This window comes from Sphingobium subterraneum (genome assembly GCF_014199435.1).
GTDB lineage: Bacteria > Pseudomonadota > Alphaproteobacteria > Sphingomonadales > Sphingomonadaceae > Sphingobium > Sphingobium subterraneum.
Genome location: NZ_JACIJP010000004.1, coordinates 198511 through 215573, shown reverse-complemented (window position 1 = coordinate 215573; position 17063 = coordinate 198511). Strand labels below are relative to the sequence as shown.

At 64.0% G+C, this 17063-nt stretch carries 18 protein-coding genes; 4 read left to right on the top strand and 14 right to left on the bottom strand.

Annotation, left to right across the window (positions count from 1 at the left end; translation table 11 throughout):
* Window positions 1–32: 32 nt before the first annotated feature.
* Complete coding sequence (locus tag FHS92_RS13060; protein ID WP_184081165.1) at window positions 33–1790, bottom strand: FAD/NAD(P)-binding protein; 1758 nt, start codon at window positions 1788–1790, stop codon at window positions 33–35.
* 91 nt (window positions 1791–1881) lie between these two features.
* On the opposite strand from FHS92_RS13060, the gene FHS92_RS13055 reads away from it, so the two are divergent.
* Window positions 1882–2418, top strand: coding sequence for a hypothetical protein (locus FHS92_RS13055; protein ID WP_184081164.1), 537 nt, complete (start codon window positions 1882–1884; stop codon window positions 2416–2418).
* Window positions 2419–2473: 55 nt separating this feature from the next.
* On the opposite strand, the gene FHS92_RS13050 is transcribed toward FHS92_RS13055, so the two are convergent.
* Window positions 2474–2677, bottom strand: a complete 204-nt coding sequence (locus FHS92_RS13050) for a DUF5818 domain-containing protein (protein ID WP_184081163.1) — start codon at window positions 2675–2677, stop codon at window positions 2474–2476.
* Between the two features lie 120 nt (window positions 2678–2797).
* A complete protein-coding gene (locus FHS92_RS13045) occupies window positions 2798–3133 on the bottom strand; it encodes a DUF2322 family protein (protein WP_343056738.1) in 336 nt (111 codons plus the stop codon).
* A gap of 250 nt (window positions 3134–3383) precedes the next feature.
* Between FHS92_RS13045 and FHS92_RS13040 the strand changes: the two genes are divergently transcribed.
* Complete coding sequence (locus FHS92_RS13040; protein ID WP_184081278.1) at window positions 3384–4235, top strand: UDP-2,3-diacylglucosamine diphosphatase; 852 nt, start codon at window positions 3384–3386, stop codon at window positions 4233–4235.
* On the top strand, window positions 4232–5302 hold the full coding sequence (locus FHS92_RS13035) for a glycosyltransferase (RefSeq protein ID WP_184081161.1): 1071 nt from the start codon (window positions 4232–4234) through the stop codon (window positions 5300–5302). Before FHS92_RS13040 ends, FHS92_RS13035 begins: the two co-directional genes overlap by 4 nt.
* A gap of 40 nt (window positions 5303–5342) precedes the next feature.
* On the opposite strand, the gene phoA is transcribed toward FHS92_RS13035, so the two are convergent.
* From phoA to ccoN, 11 genes are all read right to left on the bottom strand, one after another.
* On the bottom strand, window positions 5343–6743 hold the full coding sequence (gene phoA / locus FHS92_RS13030) for an alkaline phosphatase (protein WP_184081160.1): 1401 nt from the start codon (window positions 6741–6743) through the stop codon (window positions 5343–5345).
* 106 nt (window positions 6744–6849) lie between these two features.
* Window positions 6850–8178: a radical SAM protein gene (locus FHS92_RS13025; protein ID WP_184081159.1), complete on the bottom strand. Its 1329-nt coding sequence runs from the start codon at window positions 8176–8178 to the stop codon at window positions 6850–6852.
* A gap of 59 nt (window positions 8179–8237) precedes the next feature.
* Complete coding sequence (locus FHS92_RS13020) at window positions 8238–8474, bottom strand: hypothetical protein (protein ID WP_184081158.1); 237 nt, start codon at window positions 8472–8474, stop codon at window positions 8238–8240.
* On the bottom strand, window positions 8471–8626 hold the full coding sequence (gene ccoS / locus FHS92_RS13015) for a cbb3-type cytochrome oxidase assembly protein CcoS (protein ID WP_184081157.1): 156 nt from the start codon (window positions 8624–8626) through the stop codon (window positions 8471–8473). The genes FHS92_RS13020 and ccoS overlap by 4 nt, the downstream gene beginning before the upstream one ends.
* The gene (locus tag FHS92_RS13010; protein WP_184081156.1) at window positions 8623–10746 is read right to left on the bottom strand and encodes a heavy metal translocating P-type ATPase; all 2124 of its coding nucleotides are present in this window, start codon (window positions 10744–10746) and stop codon (window positions 8623–8625) included. The genes ccoS and FHS92_RS13010 overlap by 4 nt, the downstream gene beginning before the upstream one ends.
* On the bottom strand, window positions 10743–11213 hold the full coding sequence (locus FHS92_RS13005) for a FixH family protein (protein WP_184081155.1): 471 nt from the start codon (window positions 11211–11213) through the stop codon (window positions 10743–10745). Before FHS92_RS13005 ends, FHS92_RS13010 begins: the two co-directional genes overlap by 4 nt.
* Window positions 11210–12667, bottom strand: coding sequence for a cytochrome c oxidase accessory protein CcoG (gene ccoG, locus FHS92_RS13000; RefSeq protein WP_184081154.1), 1458 nt, complete (start codon window positions 12665–12667; stop codon window positions 11210–11212). The genes FHS92_RS13005 and ccoG overlap by 4 nt, the downstream gene beginning before the upstream one ends.
* Window positions 12654–13610, bottom strand: a complete 957-nt coding sequence (gene ccoP / locus FHS92_RS12995) for a cytochrome-c oxidase, cbb3-type subunit III (protein WP_184081153.1) — start codon at window positions 13608–13610, stop codon at window positions 12654–12656. Before ccoP ends, ccoG begins: the two co-directional genes overlap by 14 nt.
* The gene (locus tag FHS92_RS12990; protein WP_184081152.1) at window positions 13603–13761 is read right to left on the bottom strand and encodes a cbb3-type cytochrome oxidase subunit 3; all 159 of its coding nucleotides are present in this window, start codon (window positions 13759–13761) and stop codon (window positions 13603–13605) included. Before FHS92_RS12990 ends, ccoP begins: the two co-directional genes overlap by 8 nt.
* On the bottom strand, window positions 13758–14534 hold the full coding sequence (gene ccoO / locus FHS92_RS12985) for a cytochrome-c oxidase, cbb3-type subunit II (RefSeq protein WP_184081151.1): 777 nt from the start codon (window positions 14532–14534) through the stop codon (window positions 13758–13760). Before ccoO ends, FHS92_RS12990 begins: the two co-directional genes overlap by 4 nt.
* A gap of 13 nt (window positions 14535–14547) precedes the next feature.
* Complete coding sequence (gene ccoN / locus FHS92_RS12980; protein ID WP_184081150.1) at window positions 14548–16200, bottom strand: cytochrome-c oxidase, cbb3-type subunit I; 1653 nt, start codon at window positions 16198–16200, stop codon at window positions 14548–14550.
* A gap of 175 nt (window positions 16201–16375) precedes the next feature.
* On the opposite strand from ccoN, the gene FHS92_RS12975 reads away from it, so the two are divergent.
* Complete coding sequence (locus tag FHS92_RS12975; protein ID WP_184081149.1) at window positions 16376–17047, top strand: OmpW/AlkL family protein; 672 nt, start codon at window positions 16376–16378, stop codon at window positions 17045–17047.
* Window positions 17048–17063: the final 16 nt, after the last annotated feature.

Genomic DNA, 17063 nt, shown 5'->3' with positions numbered 1-17063 from the left:
GCTGGAGAATGGGTGCGACCGCACGATCCTCCTTACAACGATACGACCGCGCCGTTACCCAGAACAATGGTTGGCCCATTCTCGAGATGCTGCAGCATACCCTTAAGATCGATGTCGTCCTGGTCGGCAGGCACATCGGCGGAGATCGCCCGAGCCACCGCGTTTGCCATCTGCGCGCATTCGATCAGCCCCTGCACAAAGGGCCTGTCCGTAAGCAAATAGGGAAGCGCGCACAGGTGCACCCTGCCCCATGTCGGATCCCGGGGTGCCATGGTAAAGTCGCTGTCCGGGCTGAGGCCGTTGCCCCAATGCTCACCCTCGGCATTGGCAGCGGCGCACAATTGCAGGCGGAGCGTTGGAAAGGGCAGCGTGTCGATGGCCGCCGTTTGCTGGCCGCGGGCATCGATCAGCGCATCGAATGTCTGTCTGAACGGCGCGGCGGAAATGCACCACTGGCCGTCTTGTGTCGGATCGATCCGGTAACGCGGTCCCAACCGCTCGAACTGCAGCACGCCCGCATCGGCGAGCGCCAGAACACGTTCGATCGACAGATGGGGAACGGCTGCGTAATTGTCCGTGAAGACCTGTTTAAGGCCACGCTGGAAGCGCCCGAAGTCTGCTTCGGAAAAGCGCGGTAGGACAGCACCGAATATCTCATGCGCCTGAAGGATCGTATGGCGCCATGCGCTTGTCTGCTGCGAGGCATGCGTGCCGATAGCTTCGGCAAGATTGGCTCTTGCATAGGCAATCGGGTCGCCCGACGCTCGCGGAGCAAAGTAGCGGTCCGCAAAATTGTCGGCATTTGCGCTGGAAAGATCTATTCGGCGCGCATGATCAGGATCACGCAAAGTGAGTTCGGCGACAAACAGTTCGAACAGGCGATCCAGATCGCCGTCTCTGCCATCCACATGCGAATCAACGGCTTCGTGCGTAAAGATGTGTGGCTGGGGCGGCGGATAGGGAAACCAGAAATCCGCCTCCGGCAGGATCCCCCGTCGCGACATCATCACCATGCGCCAACTATCGTCGGTACTATACCGAAGCCGGCCGTTCTCCTCTTGGAAATGGCCCCGGGCCATCGCTACGCTGACCGCTGCGTCGATCCCGCTCAGCGATGTGCCCAATATCGCGATGCTCCTTGCCTGCACCGCGCTCGCGGCAGCTTTGCCGGTCAGCAATTCAGGGTCATGATCCATCTTTGGATGCTGGCTGCCGTTGCTGCCATAGCCCGTTGCCACGATGACCCGGTCAAATGGCTCGTCCGCCAGCGATCCGTCAGCACAGCGATAGCTGACATGGCATCCGCCGGGCAGTGCGATGATGTCCGTTACTTCGGTTGAAGGGTGCGTAATAACGAACTTGCCGGATCCTGGATCGGATCGGATCAGTGCGAATTGGTCGGCGAACCAGGCGCCCAGCACAATCCGTGGGAAGAACGCTCGGTCGTCGGCCGCGCTGTCCTCTATGCCCCAGTCCCGCAAACGCGACACGGGTTGCCGCATCGCCCAAGCATTCAGGCTTTCAACAAGCGGCGGTATCTCGAACCCCGCGATGTTTGCCAGCGCCTGCCGATCGTTATAGCGGGGATGATAGGGCAGCCCCGGACCGGGCAGGTCATCGCTTTCAAATATGACGACTTCGCTGACGTGCGGAACACGGAGTATCGCATGCAAAGCATAGACGCCCGATGCGCCGCACCCGACGATCGCGACGCGCTGTCCTGCCGGACGAACGCCGGGCGAAAGCGATGAAGCATTGGATGATGACGACTTTTCATTTCCAGCGAACATGATGCTGCTGGAACATCCCGGACCGCTTTCGGTTCATTGCAATGCGGTGAACGGAGTAGGCCTCCGCTCCATGCCTTCAGTGGGGGTGCTCATGAAACTATATCTGGTTGAGATCGGCGGGATGCGAGACGGCAGCCTGTTCGAAAGCCATGAAGTGCACGCCCTTGTCGCGGAAACGGAAAGCGCGCTCGTCGCGCTGTGCAACGCCCGCTTTGCAGATATCATGCACGCTGCCCATATCGATGGCTGGACGAGCTTTGCGGTGCACCCTCGCCCCGCCCTTGACGCTGCACGACAGGAGCGCCTTTTCCTCGTCGAGCTCGGCCAGAACGCGCCGGACCATGTGCGGGAACGCCACGACTATCACCTGATCACGGCGACAAGCGGCAAGGATGCGGCGCGCTCCGCCCGAACGCAAGCCAAGGGCTGGCACATCGACGCTGTGGTAGACCTGGACGAACTGGCGCTCGCAATGGGCGTTGCTCTGCAACGCAGTGCGGACGGCGAGCGGCCCGTTCCCGACTACCAGTCACGCTACCTTCGCCTTTCCAGTAAGACGTTGGCTGCGCGTTCACAGGAAACCGACGTGGAGAGACCACCTGCGCTGCAGGACGCGGAGAAAATATAGGCGCTATCGCGACAAGGAAAGTGAGGGAGCGCCGCATTTCCGTACCCGACCCTTGCTAGTCCGACATGACGCCTTCAACCTCTATAAGATCGTCACTGATCCAAACACCGGTCACCTTGACGCGCTTTTCGACAAGATCGACCGGTACCCGGTGCAAGAGGAGCCGGATGATGGCGCCGCTGTCGCAGCGGAGGGCGAAGCCCCCGGCATCGCGCACGAGAAGGCCTGATCGTTGTTCTGTCTGTGGGCCTTGGGTCATGAGCTTGTTGAGCCTATCCGTTGCGGCAACGTCAACGGTTCGGAAAAGGGCGGACGCGGGAGGAGGAGGAGGAGGAGGAGGAGGACGGAGCAACCCCGCACGGGACGCGAAACGGGTCGATCAGCCGGGGACGGTATGGACCTCGATGGACAGGGTTGCTCCCCCCGCGGCAATCGCCAGAAGGCGATCGATATTGGGATGCGCGCCCGGACGGCTGCGTGCGTCGGCCGTATGCTCCGCGAATACAAGCAAGCCATGCTCGGCCGCTCGCGCGTCCAGAATGCCGAAGCACAGCTTCAAATACTGGTAGACGGCTAGCGAACCCTGCTTGCCCGGCTGATTTTCGATACTGGCGACCACCGCCCCGCTTGGATCGAAAAGATCGATACGCTGCACGTCGTCGATCGGTGGCAGCTGTTGAAGATTATCCCTGAATGTCGCGGTCGACGAAATGATCATTTGCTTGCCCCGGTTGCCTCTGGCGGCGCGCTGTAACAGCTTCCTGGGACCTCCGCTACCGGGCAACGGCGGTCAGCAGGGATACGCCCTTCCCTTCCCAAAATCGCCGCGACCGGCCATCTGTCCGTCCGCCAGCGCTGCAACAAATCTGTCCCACGCACGCAACGCGAGCGTCACCATAAACGGCTAGGCGCTTCCTCATGCGAGGGAGAGCATCATGGGCAAACATGCGCCACTAAGCGACGGGATGCGAGCTGGCTCGCTGGCCGAATTGGCGAAATCCGGCCTTCCCGGCTGGCTCAACGTGCCGGAGCCGAAAAGCTACCGGCCCAAGCATAAATACCGCACGGTCTGGGTTTCGGACCTCCATCTCGGCACGGCCGGCTGCAACGCGGTGATGCTGCTCGACTTCCTGCGGTCAATCGAGTGCGAGACCCTCTACCTGGTCGGGGACATCGTCGACGGCTGGCGGCTGCGCAAGGGCTGGTACTGGCCGGACAGCCACAATGAAGTCGTTCGGCGCATTCTGAAAATGGCGCATCGCGGCACGCGGGTCATCTACATTGCGGGTAATCATGACGAGATGTTCCGCGATTATGCGGGCATGCATTTTGGCGGTATCGATCTGGTGAATGACGCGATCCACGTCACCGCCGATGGGCGACGGCTGCTCGTGACTCATGGCGACATGTTCGACGGCGTGGTGCTCTATGCCCGCTGGCTCGCGTTCCTGGGGGACAAGGCCTACGAACTGCTGCTGAAGGCCAACGGCATCTTCAACCGCGTGCGCAAGCAGCTCGGCATGCCCTATTGGTCGCTGTCGGCCTATTTGAAAAAGCGCGTCAAGAATGCCGTGCAATATGTCTGCAAGTTCGAGGAAGCCGTCGCACATCAGGCCGTCTTGCAGCAGCTCGATGGCGTGGTGTGCGGCCATATTCACAGCGCCGAAATCCGCCGGATCGGCGATGTCATCTATTATAATGATGGCGACTGGGTGGAAAGCTGCACCGCGCTGGTCGAGGCGGCCGACGGCGCGATGTCGATTGTCGACTGGGCGGCGCATGTCCGCGCCGAGCGTGCGGAGACAGCGACGGCGTGAGGATCGCAATCGCCACCGACGCGTGGACACCGCAAGTCAACGGCGTGGTGCGTACGCTGTTGCGGACGGTTGAAATGCTAAAAGCGCGGGGCCATGCCATCGGCCTTATCACACCCGACCAGTTCCTGACGATGCCGATGCCGGGGTACAGCCAGATCCGTCTTGCCGTGGCGCCGCGTGCCGGGTGCCGACGGCGGCTGGACGCGCTTGCGCCCGAGGTTGTTCACATCGTGACCGAGGGACCGATCGGGTGGAGCGCGCGGCGCTGGTGTATCGATCGTGGCGTGCCGTTTACCACGGCATTCCATACCCGCTTTCCCGACTATGCGGCGGTCCGGACCGGAATTTCCGCCGAATATTTCTGGCCCGTGATGCGCCGCTTTCATCGCCCCTCCGCGACGGTGTTCGTGTCGACCCAACGGCTGAAGGATGAACTGGGCTATCGGGGGATCGCAGGCGCGCACCTCTGGTCGCGGGGCATCGACGCGAGCCTGTTTCACCCGGACGGCGCGCATCATCCTGCGCTGGCGGACCTGCCGCGCCCGCTGATGCTCTCAGTGGGTCGGGTGGCATCGGAAAAGAATCTGGACGCATTTCTGGAGCTGGATATGCCGGGGACGAAAATCGTCGTCGGCGACGGACCGGCCCGGGCAGGCCTGCAGAAACGCTATCCGGCCGCGCTGTTTCTCGGTTCGCTCAGCGGGGAGGCGCTGGCAAGCGCGTACCGCGCGGCGGATGTCTTTGTCTTCCCCAGCCTGACGGACACATTTGGCCTTGTGATGATCGAGGCGCTCGCCTGCGGCATCCCGGTAGCCGGTTTTCCTGTGCCGGGTCCGCTCGACGTCATCGGGGCGGCCGGGCATGGGCCGGAGGATCGGCTGAACGAGGCCGTCGGCGCCTTAGACGACGATCTGGCGCAGGCCATCGGCCGTGCGCTCGGTCTGCGCAAGCGAGCGGCCGCGCCCTATGGGCGAAGCTTCGACTGGGAGCGGTGCACCGATCAGTTCGTGGCCGGGCTAGAACACGCGCTGCAGCCGGGCGAGCCACGCGCCGCCACCGCGCGATAGCCCGGAAACAGCTGGCACTGATCCTCAGAGAAACGCAGGATCAAGGCAGTCTCAGGGCTTGCTTGATGGAATAGAACATGTCGGTCTGGTCGGTCAGGCCCAGAAAGCGGAACGCGCCGGGGCCGAACGCCGCCACGCGCACCTGCGTGCCGGTGTGCCCCTGCGATCCCTTTTCCGCCGTCGCATAGCTGACGCCCATTAGCGCGCCATCCTTGGTCATCAGGCTGAGCGCGAGACCAGGCACCTTGCTGTCCGGCTCGATGATCTGGCTGCTTTGCGCATGGTCGGCGGTGACGATCACGAGCGTGTGCCCGTCCTTACGCGCGAACTCCAGCGCGGCCTGCACGGCTTCGTCGAAAGCGACCGTCTCACCAATCTGGCCGCACGGATTGGCCCTGTGGTCCTCCTTGTCGATCGAGGCGCCCTCGACCTGAAGGAAGAAGCCCTTCGGCTTGCCTTTCAGCAACGCGATCGCCTTGCGCGTCATGGCGGCGAGTGTCGGCATGGCGGCGGTCCGCGCCTCATTGGGCTGACATATCACAGGGGGAAGATCGATGTTGCCATGATACACGGCGAGCGGGCCTTTCCAGTGCACCGGCATATTTCCGGGCGTGAAAAGACCGAGCAGCGGCTGCTTCCGCTCCGCCACCGTCACGCTGTCCAGCTCCGCCTGTGTCGTGACGACGCGATATCCGCGCTCCCTCGCTTGGACGGCAAGAGTCTTGCCTTTCCAACGCCCTGCCCTGGCAACTTGATCAAAGGTGGAAGCACCGCCGCCCATCACGATGTCCGCGCGGGTGTCGAGCAACTGCTCGGCGATCGACCCGGCCCCGCCCTGTTCCAAAGCGTTGGTGGGACAGGCCTTGCTGGTCTCTTCCGGGCCATAGCAGTGGCGCATGGTGACATGAGCAAGCTGGACCGCCGGTGTGGCATCTTCGACTTCGGCGGTGGTGATGTTGCCGGTACCCAGCCCAGCCCGGATTGCCAGCGCGAGCAGCGACGGGTGCGGCATCTCCCGTATGTCGACCCCGATTGCCCCGTCATAGGTCTTCACACCTGTTGCCCAGGCCGTACCGGAAGCAGCGGAATCGGTTACATAATCTGGTTTCCCAGTGGCCTTGTTCAGTGAATAGTGCGTGTATTGCCCCGTTACCGGCAGGGCATCGATACCCTTGAACGAACCGCCCGCGCCTTCCGCATAGTTGCGCGCGATGGTGATTTCCGAATCGCCCATACCGTCGCCGATCATCAGGATGACGTTGTGCACATCGCCGCGTGCCATCATCGCGCGTGTGGTGTTGCTCCGGTCGCCGCCATTCCTGCGCGCGCCGCCGGGCTGACTGAGATCGGCAACGCCGTTTCCCTGAGCCATGGCGGGATGGCCCTGCGTAGCTGTGAGGAGGAGCAAGGCACCGGCCAGAGATCGCATTGTCAGGGTCATCGCCGCTTGTCCTCCATCCGCCGCCCGGGCGCTTTCCGGGATAGAATATCGCCCGCGCCGATGACAAGGAGATGACGGGCCTTCGGTCGCAACCGATGAGAAGCCGTCAGGCTGTAAGAGCGGGTGCCCGTTCGACGGGCGAGATGCTCCCCCGGCGCCGGTCGAACCGCTCGGCAATCAGGCGGGAATAGGGGCGCGCGTCGTCCAACAGGACGAGATCGTCGCCGTCCCAGGTGACAAGAGCACGCTCGACAAAGGGCGCCATTTCGCGCCGTGCCGGTTTCAACCATCGCGGGCCCAATGTCGCCCGCCCCCGGCACAGCAGATCGCGGATGATGACCGCGCATTCGCGGTCTTCCTCGTCCAGTTCCACGCCACGCGCTGCCGCCAGCCGGTTTTCGCGCACCAGATCGCGGTACAGCCCGGCGCGCTTCTCGTTCTGGACGATAAGACCGGGAAACTTGCTGATCGCGCTTGCGCCGAAACCCAGCAAGATCGGCGCGTCGTCTTCGGTGAAGCCCTGAAAATTGCGGTTGACCCGACCCTGCGCGGCGGCGTCCGCCAGCGGGTCACCGGGGCGTGCAAAATGATCGAACCCGACGGGAATGTAGCCCGCCTCGGTCAGGCGCTCATAGCCCCGCCACGCCTGCTCGAACCGCAAGCGCATGTCAGGCAAGTTGCTGGCATCAATCCGCCGTTGCCGGGGCAGCATTTCCGGCAGATGCGCATAGCCGAACAGCGCGATACGACTGGGAGCAAGCCGGATCGTCTCGTCCAGCGTCGCGTCGAGATCGTCGAAGCTCTGGCCCGGAAGGCCGAACATGAGGTCGAAGTTGATCGCGTCCACGCCGCGCAGGCGCAAACCCGCTACCGCCCTTTCGATGTCGGCAAGCGGCTGGACCCGACCGATTGCCTGCTGAATATGGGGCGCGAAGGTCTGCACGCCGAGGCTGACGCGCGTCACATTGGACGCGGCCAGTACCAGCGCCCATTCCGGAGAAAAGCCGCGCGGATCGATCTCGATCGAGATATCCGGGCGGCTCACGTCGAACACGGTCATCGTGCGGTCGAGCAGGCGCACGAAATCGATCGGCGCGATCGCGTTGGGGCTGCCCCCACCAAAGGCAATCCGCTGAATGCGGCCCCGTCCGCCCAGCCGCTTCGCGACGAGGGCAAGTTCCGATCCCAGCGCGGCCAGATAGTCCGACAGGCGCTGCTTGCGGTTGGCCGCTCCGGTGTTGCAGCCGCAATACCAGCAGATCTGCTCGCAAAAGGGGATATGGATATAGAGTGAGATCGGGGTAGCCGACTCCACCTCATCCAGCGCGCGGGCATATTCCGCGGGGCCGATTGCCTCGGTGAATTCGACGGCCGTGGGGTAGCTGGTATAGCGGGGCACCGGACGGGCAAGCAGTTCGGGGTAATAGCTCCACATGATGCCGGTCTATCGCGTCGATCCGGCATGCGCATTGATGGAGATCAACGCTCCGGACGTCATGCGCAGCATCCCTTTTTCTCCGTCGCCTTGTCGCGCCGATCAAGGACGGCGTGGCATGCCTTGGCGCAGTCGTCGCGATCCCCCTTTTGCGGGACGGCGGGGTCGACCGGGATCACGAGCAGATGCGCCGCGCCGGTGCAGCTGGAGACCAGGAGCAGGCGCGCATGAACGGCCAACGGTGCCGTGGCCAGCGCGAACGCCGCCAGAACAGAAGCGATGCTCCGGGCGATCATGACGCCGGCTCCTCTTCGTCCTCGACCAGGATGCGCAGCGCCGCGCCGTCGAGATCGTCGAACTGTCCCTGTCGCAGCGCCCAGAAGAACGCCGCGAGGCCAAGAAGACCCAGACCGAGGGCAATGGGAATGAGGAAGACGAGACCGTTCATCGGATAGCCCTTTTCAGACGCAGCGCATTGCCCACGACGATGAGCGAGGAGCCGGACATGGCGATGGCGGCGACGAGTGGCGTCACGAGCCCCAGAAACGCGAGCGGAACAGCAATGACGTTGTAACCGATGGCGAGCGCAAAGTTCTGCCGCACGATCGCCTGCGTCCGCCGCGCCATCCGGATGGTCTGCACCACCGGCATGAGCCGGTCGCCCAGGAAAATGCAGTCCGCCGCGTTCTTGCCGACGTCGCTCGCCGAACCGGGCGCCATGGAAGCGAACCCGGCGGCGAGCGCAGGGCCATCGTTCAGGCCATCCCCGATCATCAGGACCTTGTGGCCCTGCTGGGTCTGGCGGGCGATGGCGGCGAGCTTGTCCTGCGGGCTCATGCCGGTTTGCGCGGTCAGGCCGAGTGCGCGCGCGACCGGAGCGACGGCTTCGGAGCGGTCGCCCGAGAGGATCATCGCGCCGATCCCCGCCGCTTCCAGTGCGGCGATGGCACCCAGCGCGTCCGGGCGGAGCTGATCGGCGAAACGGATGGTCGCGAGCGGGTGGCCATCCATTGTCACCTGCGTGGCGAGTGCATCGCCCGCGAGCTTTTCCTGCGGACGGCCAAGGGTGACGGCCTTGCCGTTCCAGCGCGCCTCGACGCCGAAGCCGGGGGTTTCCCGCACGTCTTCGACCGGAGCGGGACGGACATTGCGCGCCTGCAGGCCCCGGGTGAGCGCCTCGCTCAACGGATGGCGGCTGGCCTGCGCGAGGGCAAGGATCACAGGCTGCACCGCAGCGCCGATCGCGTCCAGATCGATCGCTTCGGGGCGGCCCAGCGTCAGCGTGCCGGTCTTGTCGACGAGGGCACGGTCGATTTCGGCCATGCGCTCCAGTGCGGACCCGTCCTTGATCAGCACGCCCGTGCGCATGAGTTCGCCTGCCGCGACGATCTGCGCCGCTGGAACCGCGAGCCCGAGCGCGCAGGGGCAGGTTATAATCAGCACCGATGCAGCGATCAGCAGGCTGTGATGCCACCCCGCCCCGGCGATGATCCAGCCGATGAACGCCGTCAGCGCGAGGCAGTGCACGGCGGGCGCATACAGCCGCGCGGCGCGGTCGGCGATGCGGACATAGCGGGACTTGCCCTGCGCCGCTTCGCCCATCAGGCGCGCGATGTCGGCGATGGCGGTATCCGCGCCCGCCGCGGTCACCCGCACGCGGATCGGGCCGTCGAGGTTGAGCGTCCCGGCGTGTACGCGATCGTCGGCATGCACATCCTGCGGCGCGCTTTCCCCGGTCAGCAGCGACAGGTCGATCCGGCTTGCCCCACCGATGACGATCCCGTCGGCGGCGAGCCGCTCGCCCGCCGCGACCAGCATGACCATGTCCCGGTCGAGCGCGGTGGCATCGACCCAACGGCTCACGCCCGTCTCGTTCAGTACCATCGCCCCCGTACCCATATTACGGAGCAAGGCGGTGACGCCGCCGCGCGCACGATCGCGCATGACGCTGTCCAGCCACCGCCCGCACAGCAGGAAGAACAGCAGCATGACCGCGCCGTCGAAATAGGCGTGCGAGCCGTGCGTCGCTGTCTCGTACAGGCTTATCGCGCTGACGAGGACGACGCCGATGCTGATCGGCACGTCCATATTCGTCTGGCGGTGGCGGAGCGCGCGCCACGCCGACCGGAAGAACGGGCGCCCGGCATAGGCGATGGTCGGCAGGGCGATCAGCGCGGAGAGCCAGTGAAACAGGTCGCGCGTCGCGCCCATCGCGCCGGACCACACCGACACCGACAGCAGCATGATGTTCATCATCGCGAAACCCGACACGGCAACGGCGCGGAGCAGTTCGCGGCTGTTGGCGGCTTCCGCATCGGCGTCATCCAGCCCATCCCCGATCGGAAAGGCTTCGAACCCCAGATTGGAAAACGCGCCGATCAGGTCCGGGATGTCGGCTTCCGGCGAGCACGAGAGATGAACACGCTTTTCCGTGAAATTGACGCGGGCGGCGGTGATGCGACGATCGCGCACCAAGCCGTTTTCAAGCTTGGAGATGCACCCGGCGCAATGGATGTCGGGAACGGCAAAGTCCCGCTCGATCAATGGGGTTGTGGTATCGGTGCTCATTGCAGGTCCACCTGATACAGCGCGGAGTTGTCTCCATGGCTGACCGCAAGATCAATGCGCCAACGGCCCGGCGGCAGGGCCTCGACGGAGCGAAGGCCGCCCGTTTCGACCGTGGCGAAATGCAGGGCCCGCGCGGGTGCAAGACCCAGCGGATGGGACACAGTCGCAGTGGCGCGCAAAGTGTCGAGCGGCACACCGTCCTTGCGGACCGTCAGCACCAAGTGACGGGCGTCATCGAGGGTTACCGTCTTGTCCCAGCCCAGCCGCTGCTGCGCGTCGGCCTGCGCCAGCCATGCGTTATAATGCTGGCTCGCCACATAGCTGTTATCGACCACCGTGCCGCCAAAGCTCGACAGGGCAATGCGCGCCATCGTGAAATTGACCGCCATCACGATCGCGAAGAAGGTGACGAGAATGATGGTCATGTGCCAGCCGGTGAAGGGCCGGTGCGTCGTTTTCTGGGTCATTCGTCTTCCTCCGGACGGTCGAACTGGATGATGTCGCTGTCCCCGCGTGGGTCGCCATCAAGACCCCGGGCCGCGATGGTGAAATCCTGACGCTCCGGCCCCGTGGTCGGTGCGGCGACGAACAGCCTGACACGGGTCACGCTGTCGGGCGCAAGCGCCAGCTCGACCCGCCGGGTGGCGGTTTCGCGTCGCCCCGTCTCGGTCCAGAGTTCCGCACCGGCGAGGCCGCTGACGCCGATCGCGACCCGGCGGGGCCGGGTTTCCATATTGCGCACCTTGAGCGTGTAATTGTTCCGGATCGTGCCATCGGAAAGCTGGACGTAAAGCGGGCTGCGCTCATGCTGGACGGCGAGGTCGAGCCGTGTCCGCTGACCCAGCGAGAACAGCATCGCGGCACCGATCGCGCTCCACACGCCGAAATAGATGAGCGTGCGGGGATGGAGCAGCGTTTTCCATACGGGGCGCGGCGCCTCCCCGGCTTTTTCGGCGGCGACATCCTCCAGCGTGCAATAATCGATCAGGCCGCGCGGCCGACCGACCTGCTGCATCACATGGTCGCAGGCGTCGATGCACAAAGCGCAGGTGATGCAGCCGATCTGCGGCCCTTCGCGGATGTCGATGCCGGTCGGGCAGACAGCGACACACTGGTTGCAATCCACGCAGTCGCCGAACGCGCCCGGTTGCGCCAGCGCCTTCTTGGTGCTGCCCCGCGGTTCGCCGCGCCAGTCCTTGTAGGTGACCATCAGCGACTTTTCGTCCATCATCGCGGTCTGGATGCGCGGCCACGGGCACATGTAGATGCAGACCTGTTCCCGCATGAAGCCGCCGAGCACGAAGGTCGTCGCGGTGAGGACTGCGACGGTGCCATAAGCGACCGGGGCCGCCTGCCCCGTCCAGAAATCATGGGTCAGCGTTGGGGCGTCGGCAAAATACATGATCCACGCGCCGCCGGTCCAGAAGGCGATGGTCAGGTAAATAGCGACTTTGAGCGCGCGCCGGGCGACCTTGCCCAGCGTCCACGGCGCATTCGCCAGCCGGATCTGTGCGTTGCGCTCGCCATCGATCAGCCGGTCGACATGCTGAAACAGGTCGGTCCACACCGTCTGTGGGCAGGCATAGCCGCACCATGCGCGACCGACCGCGCTGGTGACGAGAAACAGTCCGATGCCCGCCATGATGAGCAGGCCCGCGACATAATAAAATTCATGCGGCCAGATTTCGATCTGGAACATGTAGAAACGCCGGTGCGCGAGATCGACCAGCACCGCCTGATCCGGCGCATAGGGGCCGCGATCCCAGCGGATCCACGGCGTTCCGTAATAGATGGCCAGCGTGACCAGCATCACCAGCCATTTGAAGCGGCGGAAGGGACCGTCTATCCGCTTGGGATAAACGCCCTTCCGCGCGGCATAGAGCGAGGGAGAGGCAAGCGTGAGATCGTCAGGGCTTGCCATTGCTTCCCTGTCCTTCGGGTTGGGCTTCCGTCGGCGCGGGGGCCGATGTGGCAGCCAGAACGGGCGCTTTTTCTCCGCCACCGAGCGAATACACATAGGCAGCGAGCATCTTGATCGTGACCGGATCGAGCCGGTTGCCCCAGCGCGGCATGACGCCGTTGCGGGGCTGGGTGATCGTCGCGGCGATGCTGTCCCGGTCGCCGCCATAAAGCCAGATGGCGTCGTTGAGCTTCGGCGCGCCCACCGTGCGCCCGCCGTCGCCATTGGGACCATGGCAAACGGCACAGTTGGCGGCGAAGATCGCACCGCCCCGCGCCGAGGACGCGCTGGGCTTTTCCTGTTTGCTGAGGGTGCGCACGAAGCTGACCGCGTCGGCGATCTGTGCCGGATTGAGAATGCCGTCATGGCCGAAAGCGGGCATCTGGCTCATCCGTGTTTCGGCGTGATCCGGGTTCCGGATACCGTTGGCGATTGTGTACTGCACCGTCGCCAGATCGCCGCCCCACAGCCAGTCGTCGTCGGTCAAATTCGGATAAAGCTTCTTCACCCCTGCCCCTCCCGATCCATGGCACTGGACGCAGTGGACACGGAAAGCCGCGCCGCCGCCCTGCACCGCTGCCTGCATCAACTGTGGCTTGGTCGGGAGATCAGCGATCGGCGTCGCGGCGATGGCGTTGAGCGTGGGCGCGCGGCGCGCGGTCTGCGCGTCGAGTTCCTGCTCCAGTTGCCCCCGGCTGCTCCACCCCAGCACGCCTTTGGTGGCGCTGTGGATCATCGGCCAGGCGGGGTAGAGGATGACATAGCCGATCGCCCAGACGATGGTCAGGTAGAATGTCCACAACCACCAGCGCGGCAGCGGCGTGTTCAGCTCCTCGATGCCGTCCCATTCATGGCCGACCGTGCTCGTGCCGGTGGCTTCATCGATGCGTTTCTGGTCAACCATGGTCGTCTTCCTTGAAGATCATGTGAGCGGCTTCCTCGTTGCGGCGGCGTGCGCCCTTGCGGAAAGGCCAGGCCACGAGCCCCAGGAACAGGATCGCCATCACGACCAGTCCCAGGCTGTCGGCGAAGTGTCGGGCGGTGTCGTAGGTCATTGCGCCTTCTCCACCGATGTCGCGGCGGCGTGCGCCTGTTCCTGCGGGTTCGCCTTGTCGACGTCGACCAGCGTGCCCAGCATCTGAAGATAGGCGATCAGCGCATCCATCTCCGTGATGCGGGTCGGATCGCCGTCGTAATCGCGGGCCTGCGCCTTGGGATAGCGCTTCTGCAGCGCGCTCGCGTCGGATGCGGGGTCGGCCTGCGCCTTGAGGTCATCATTGGCGGCGGCGATCTCTTCCTTGCTGTACGGCACACCGACCCGCGACAGGGCGGTGAGGTCGGTGCGCATGTCGCGCGGTTGCAGATCATGCTGCGCGAGGAAGGCATAGGGCGGCATGATCGATTCGGGCACCACGCTGCGCGGATCGACGAGGTGCGCGCGGTGCCATTCGTCCGAATAGCGGCCGCCGACGCGGGCGAGATCCGGCCCGGTGCGCTTCGATCCCCACTGGAACGGGTGATCGTACATGCTCTCTGCCGACAGGCTGTAATGGCCATAGCGTTCGACCTCATCCCGGAACGGACGGATCATCTGGCTGTGGCAGACGTAGCAGCCTTCGCGGATGTAGATGTTGCGCCCGGCAAGTTCGAGCGGGGTGTAGGGGCGCATCCCGTCCACTTTCTCGATCGTGTTGTCGATCCAGAAGAGCGGCGCGATTTCGACAATGCCGCCGATCGTTACCGTCACGAGGGCAAGCAGCCCGAGCAGGCTGACATTGCGCTCCAGGCGCTTGTGGCTGAAGCCCTTTTCAGCGGGTTGAGTGGCCATGGTTCGGGCTCCTTTATTCAGCAGGAACGAGCGGACGGTCCGCCGCGGCGTTGTAGGGGGTTTCGGTCATCGGCAGTTCGTCCCGGACTTTCCTGGCGAGCGTCGCCCAGACATTGACGATCATGATGATGAACCCGGCGAGATAGAGCAGGCCGCCCGTCGCGCGGATCAGGTACATCGGGTGCATGGCCGCGACGCTTTCGGCAAAGCTGTAGACAAGGTAGCCGTCCGAGCCATATTCGCGCCACATCAGGCCCTGCATGATGCCCGCGACCCACATCGACGCGGCGTAGAAGACGATCCCGACGGTCGCGAGCCAGAAGTGCCAGTTGACCATGCGGAGGCTGTAGAGGCGCGGACGGCTCCACAGGCGCGGCGCGAGGTAATAGACGCACGCAAAGGTAATCATGCCGTTCCACCCGAGCGCGCCGCTGTGGACGTGGCCGATGGTCCAGTCGGTGTAATGCGACATGGAATTGACCCACTTGATCGACATCATCGGTCCTTCGAAGGTGCTCATGCCGTAGAAGGCGAGCGCCATGACCATCATGCGGATGATCGGGTCGGTGCGGATCTTGTCCCACGCGCCGTTGAGGGTCATCAGGCCGTTGATCATGCCGCCCCAGCTCGGCATCCACAGCATGACCGAGAAGACCATGCCCAGCGTCTGCGCCCAGTCGGGCAGCGCGGTGTAGTGCAGATGGTGCGGACCCGCCCAGATGTAGAGGAAGATCAGCGACCAGAAGTGGATGATCGACAGGCGATAGCTGTAAACCGGCCGTTCCGCCTGCTTCGGCACGAAGTAGTACATCATGGCGAGAAAACCGGCGGTCAGGAAGAAGCCGACCGCGTTATGCCCGTACCACCATTGCGTGAGCGCATCCTGCACCCCAGCAAAGGCGGAGTAGCTCTTCGATCCGAACAGGCTCGCGGGCATCGACAGGTTGTTCACCAGATGCAGCATCGCCACCGTCAGGATGAAGCTGAGATAGAACCAGTTCGCGACGTAGATGTGCGGTTCGGTCCGCTTGACGATCGTGCCGACGAACACGGCGAGATAGGACACCCAGACGATCGTCAGCCACAGGTCGACATACCATTCGGGCTCGGCATATTCCTTGCCCTCGGTCACGCCCATCAGATAGCCGGTGGCGGCGAGCACGATGAACAATTGGTAGCCCCAAAACACGAACCGGGCGAGCGCGGGGAAAGCGAGCCGGGCGCGGCAGGTGCGCTGCACGACATAAAAACTCGTCGCGATCAGCGCGTTACCGCCGAATGCGAAGATAACCGCGGAGGTATGGAGTGGGCGCAGGCGGCCGAAGGTCGTGTATTCCAGCCCCAGATTCAGGGCCGGAAACGCCAGTTGCAATGCAACGTACAGGCCAGCAGCCATCCCTGCCACGCCCCAGAAGAGGGTCGCAATAACTCCCCAGCGCACCGGGTCATCGTCGTACATGCTCGGATTGGCAGATGTTTTGGGGATGCCGCGCGCGATGCCATCATAATTGGCGCGCGATATGGTGAACCACAGTGCCGCGAGGCAGGCGATCGCCACGATACACATATGCACCGCAAAGGGCGTATCGACAGCCACAGCCGCCATGCCAAGCGCCAGCAGGGCCAGCACCAGCCACCCCCCGGCCTTCATTACCAAACCGTCCATAGTTCATTCCCCGTTAGGCGCGGCCAACGACGGAGCCGCGCGATCCCACGTGGCTAATGGGCGTGTGCGGGTGCGAAAACATTGACCGGGATCAACGAATTACTTGCGTTCCATCAATGCGCTGCGGGCGCGGCCGGGCGAGATACGGCCCCGCTAACAGAGGAGCAGAATACTCATGAAGACGACCATACTCCCCCTCGCCGCACTCGGTATCGCGCTGGCGGTGCCGGGCCATGCCGCTGCCAAGAGCGGCGATGTCCAGTTCAAGCTGCTCGGCACTCTGGTCGCGCCTGATGGCAAGATCACATCGGTCAAGAAGGATCTGATCGGCCTGCCTGCGGGCACGCAGACCAAGGCCGACGACAATGTCGTGCCGACGGTCGCGATCGAATATTTCCTGACCGACGCCATCTCGGTGGAGACGATCGCGGGGGTGACCCAGCATGACGTCGACGGGCGCGGTGCGCTTGCGGGGGCGGGACTGGTGTCAAACGCCAAGATCGTTCCGGCGACGCTGACGCTGAAATATCATTTCGGCAAGGACGGCGGCATCCAGCCCTATGTCGGCGCGGGTCCGAGCTATTACATCTTCATTGATGAAAAGCCCGGTGCCACCGCCGTAGCACTCGGCGCCACGCGGCAAAAGATGAACGACAAGGTCGGTGCGGCGCTGCAGGCCGGCATCGATGTGCCAATCAATGACAAGGGACTGGCGCTGAGCGTTGATGTGAAACGCTATTTCCTGCGCACAACCGCCCACTGGTATGCCGGACCGACCGAGGTTCTGACGACACGCCACAAGCTCGACCCCTGGGTGATCAGCGCGGGCGCCGCGTTCCGGTTCTGATCGACTGGCCGGTTCT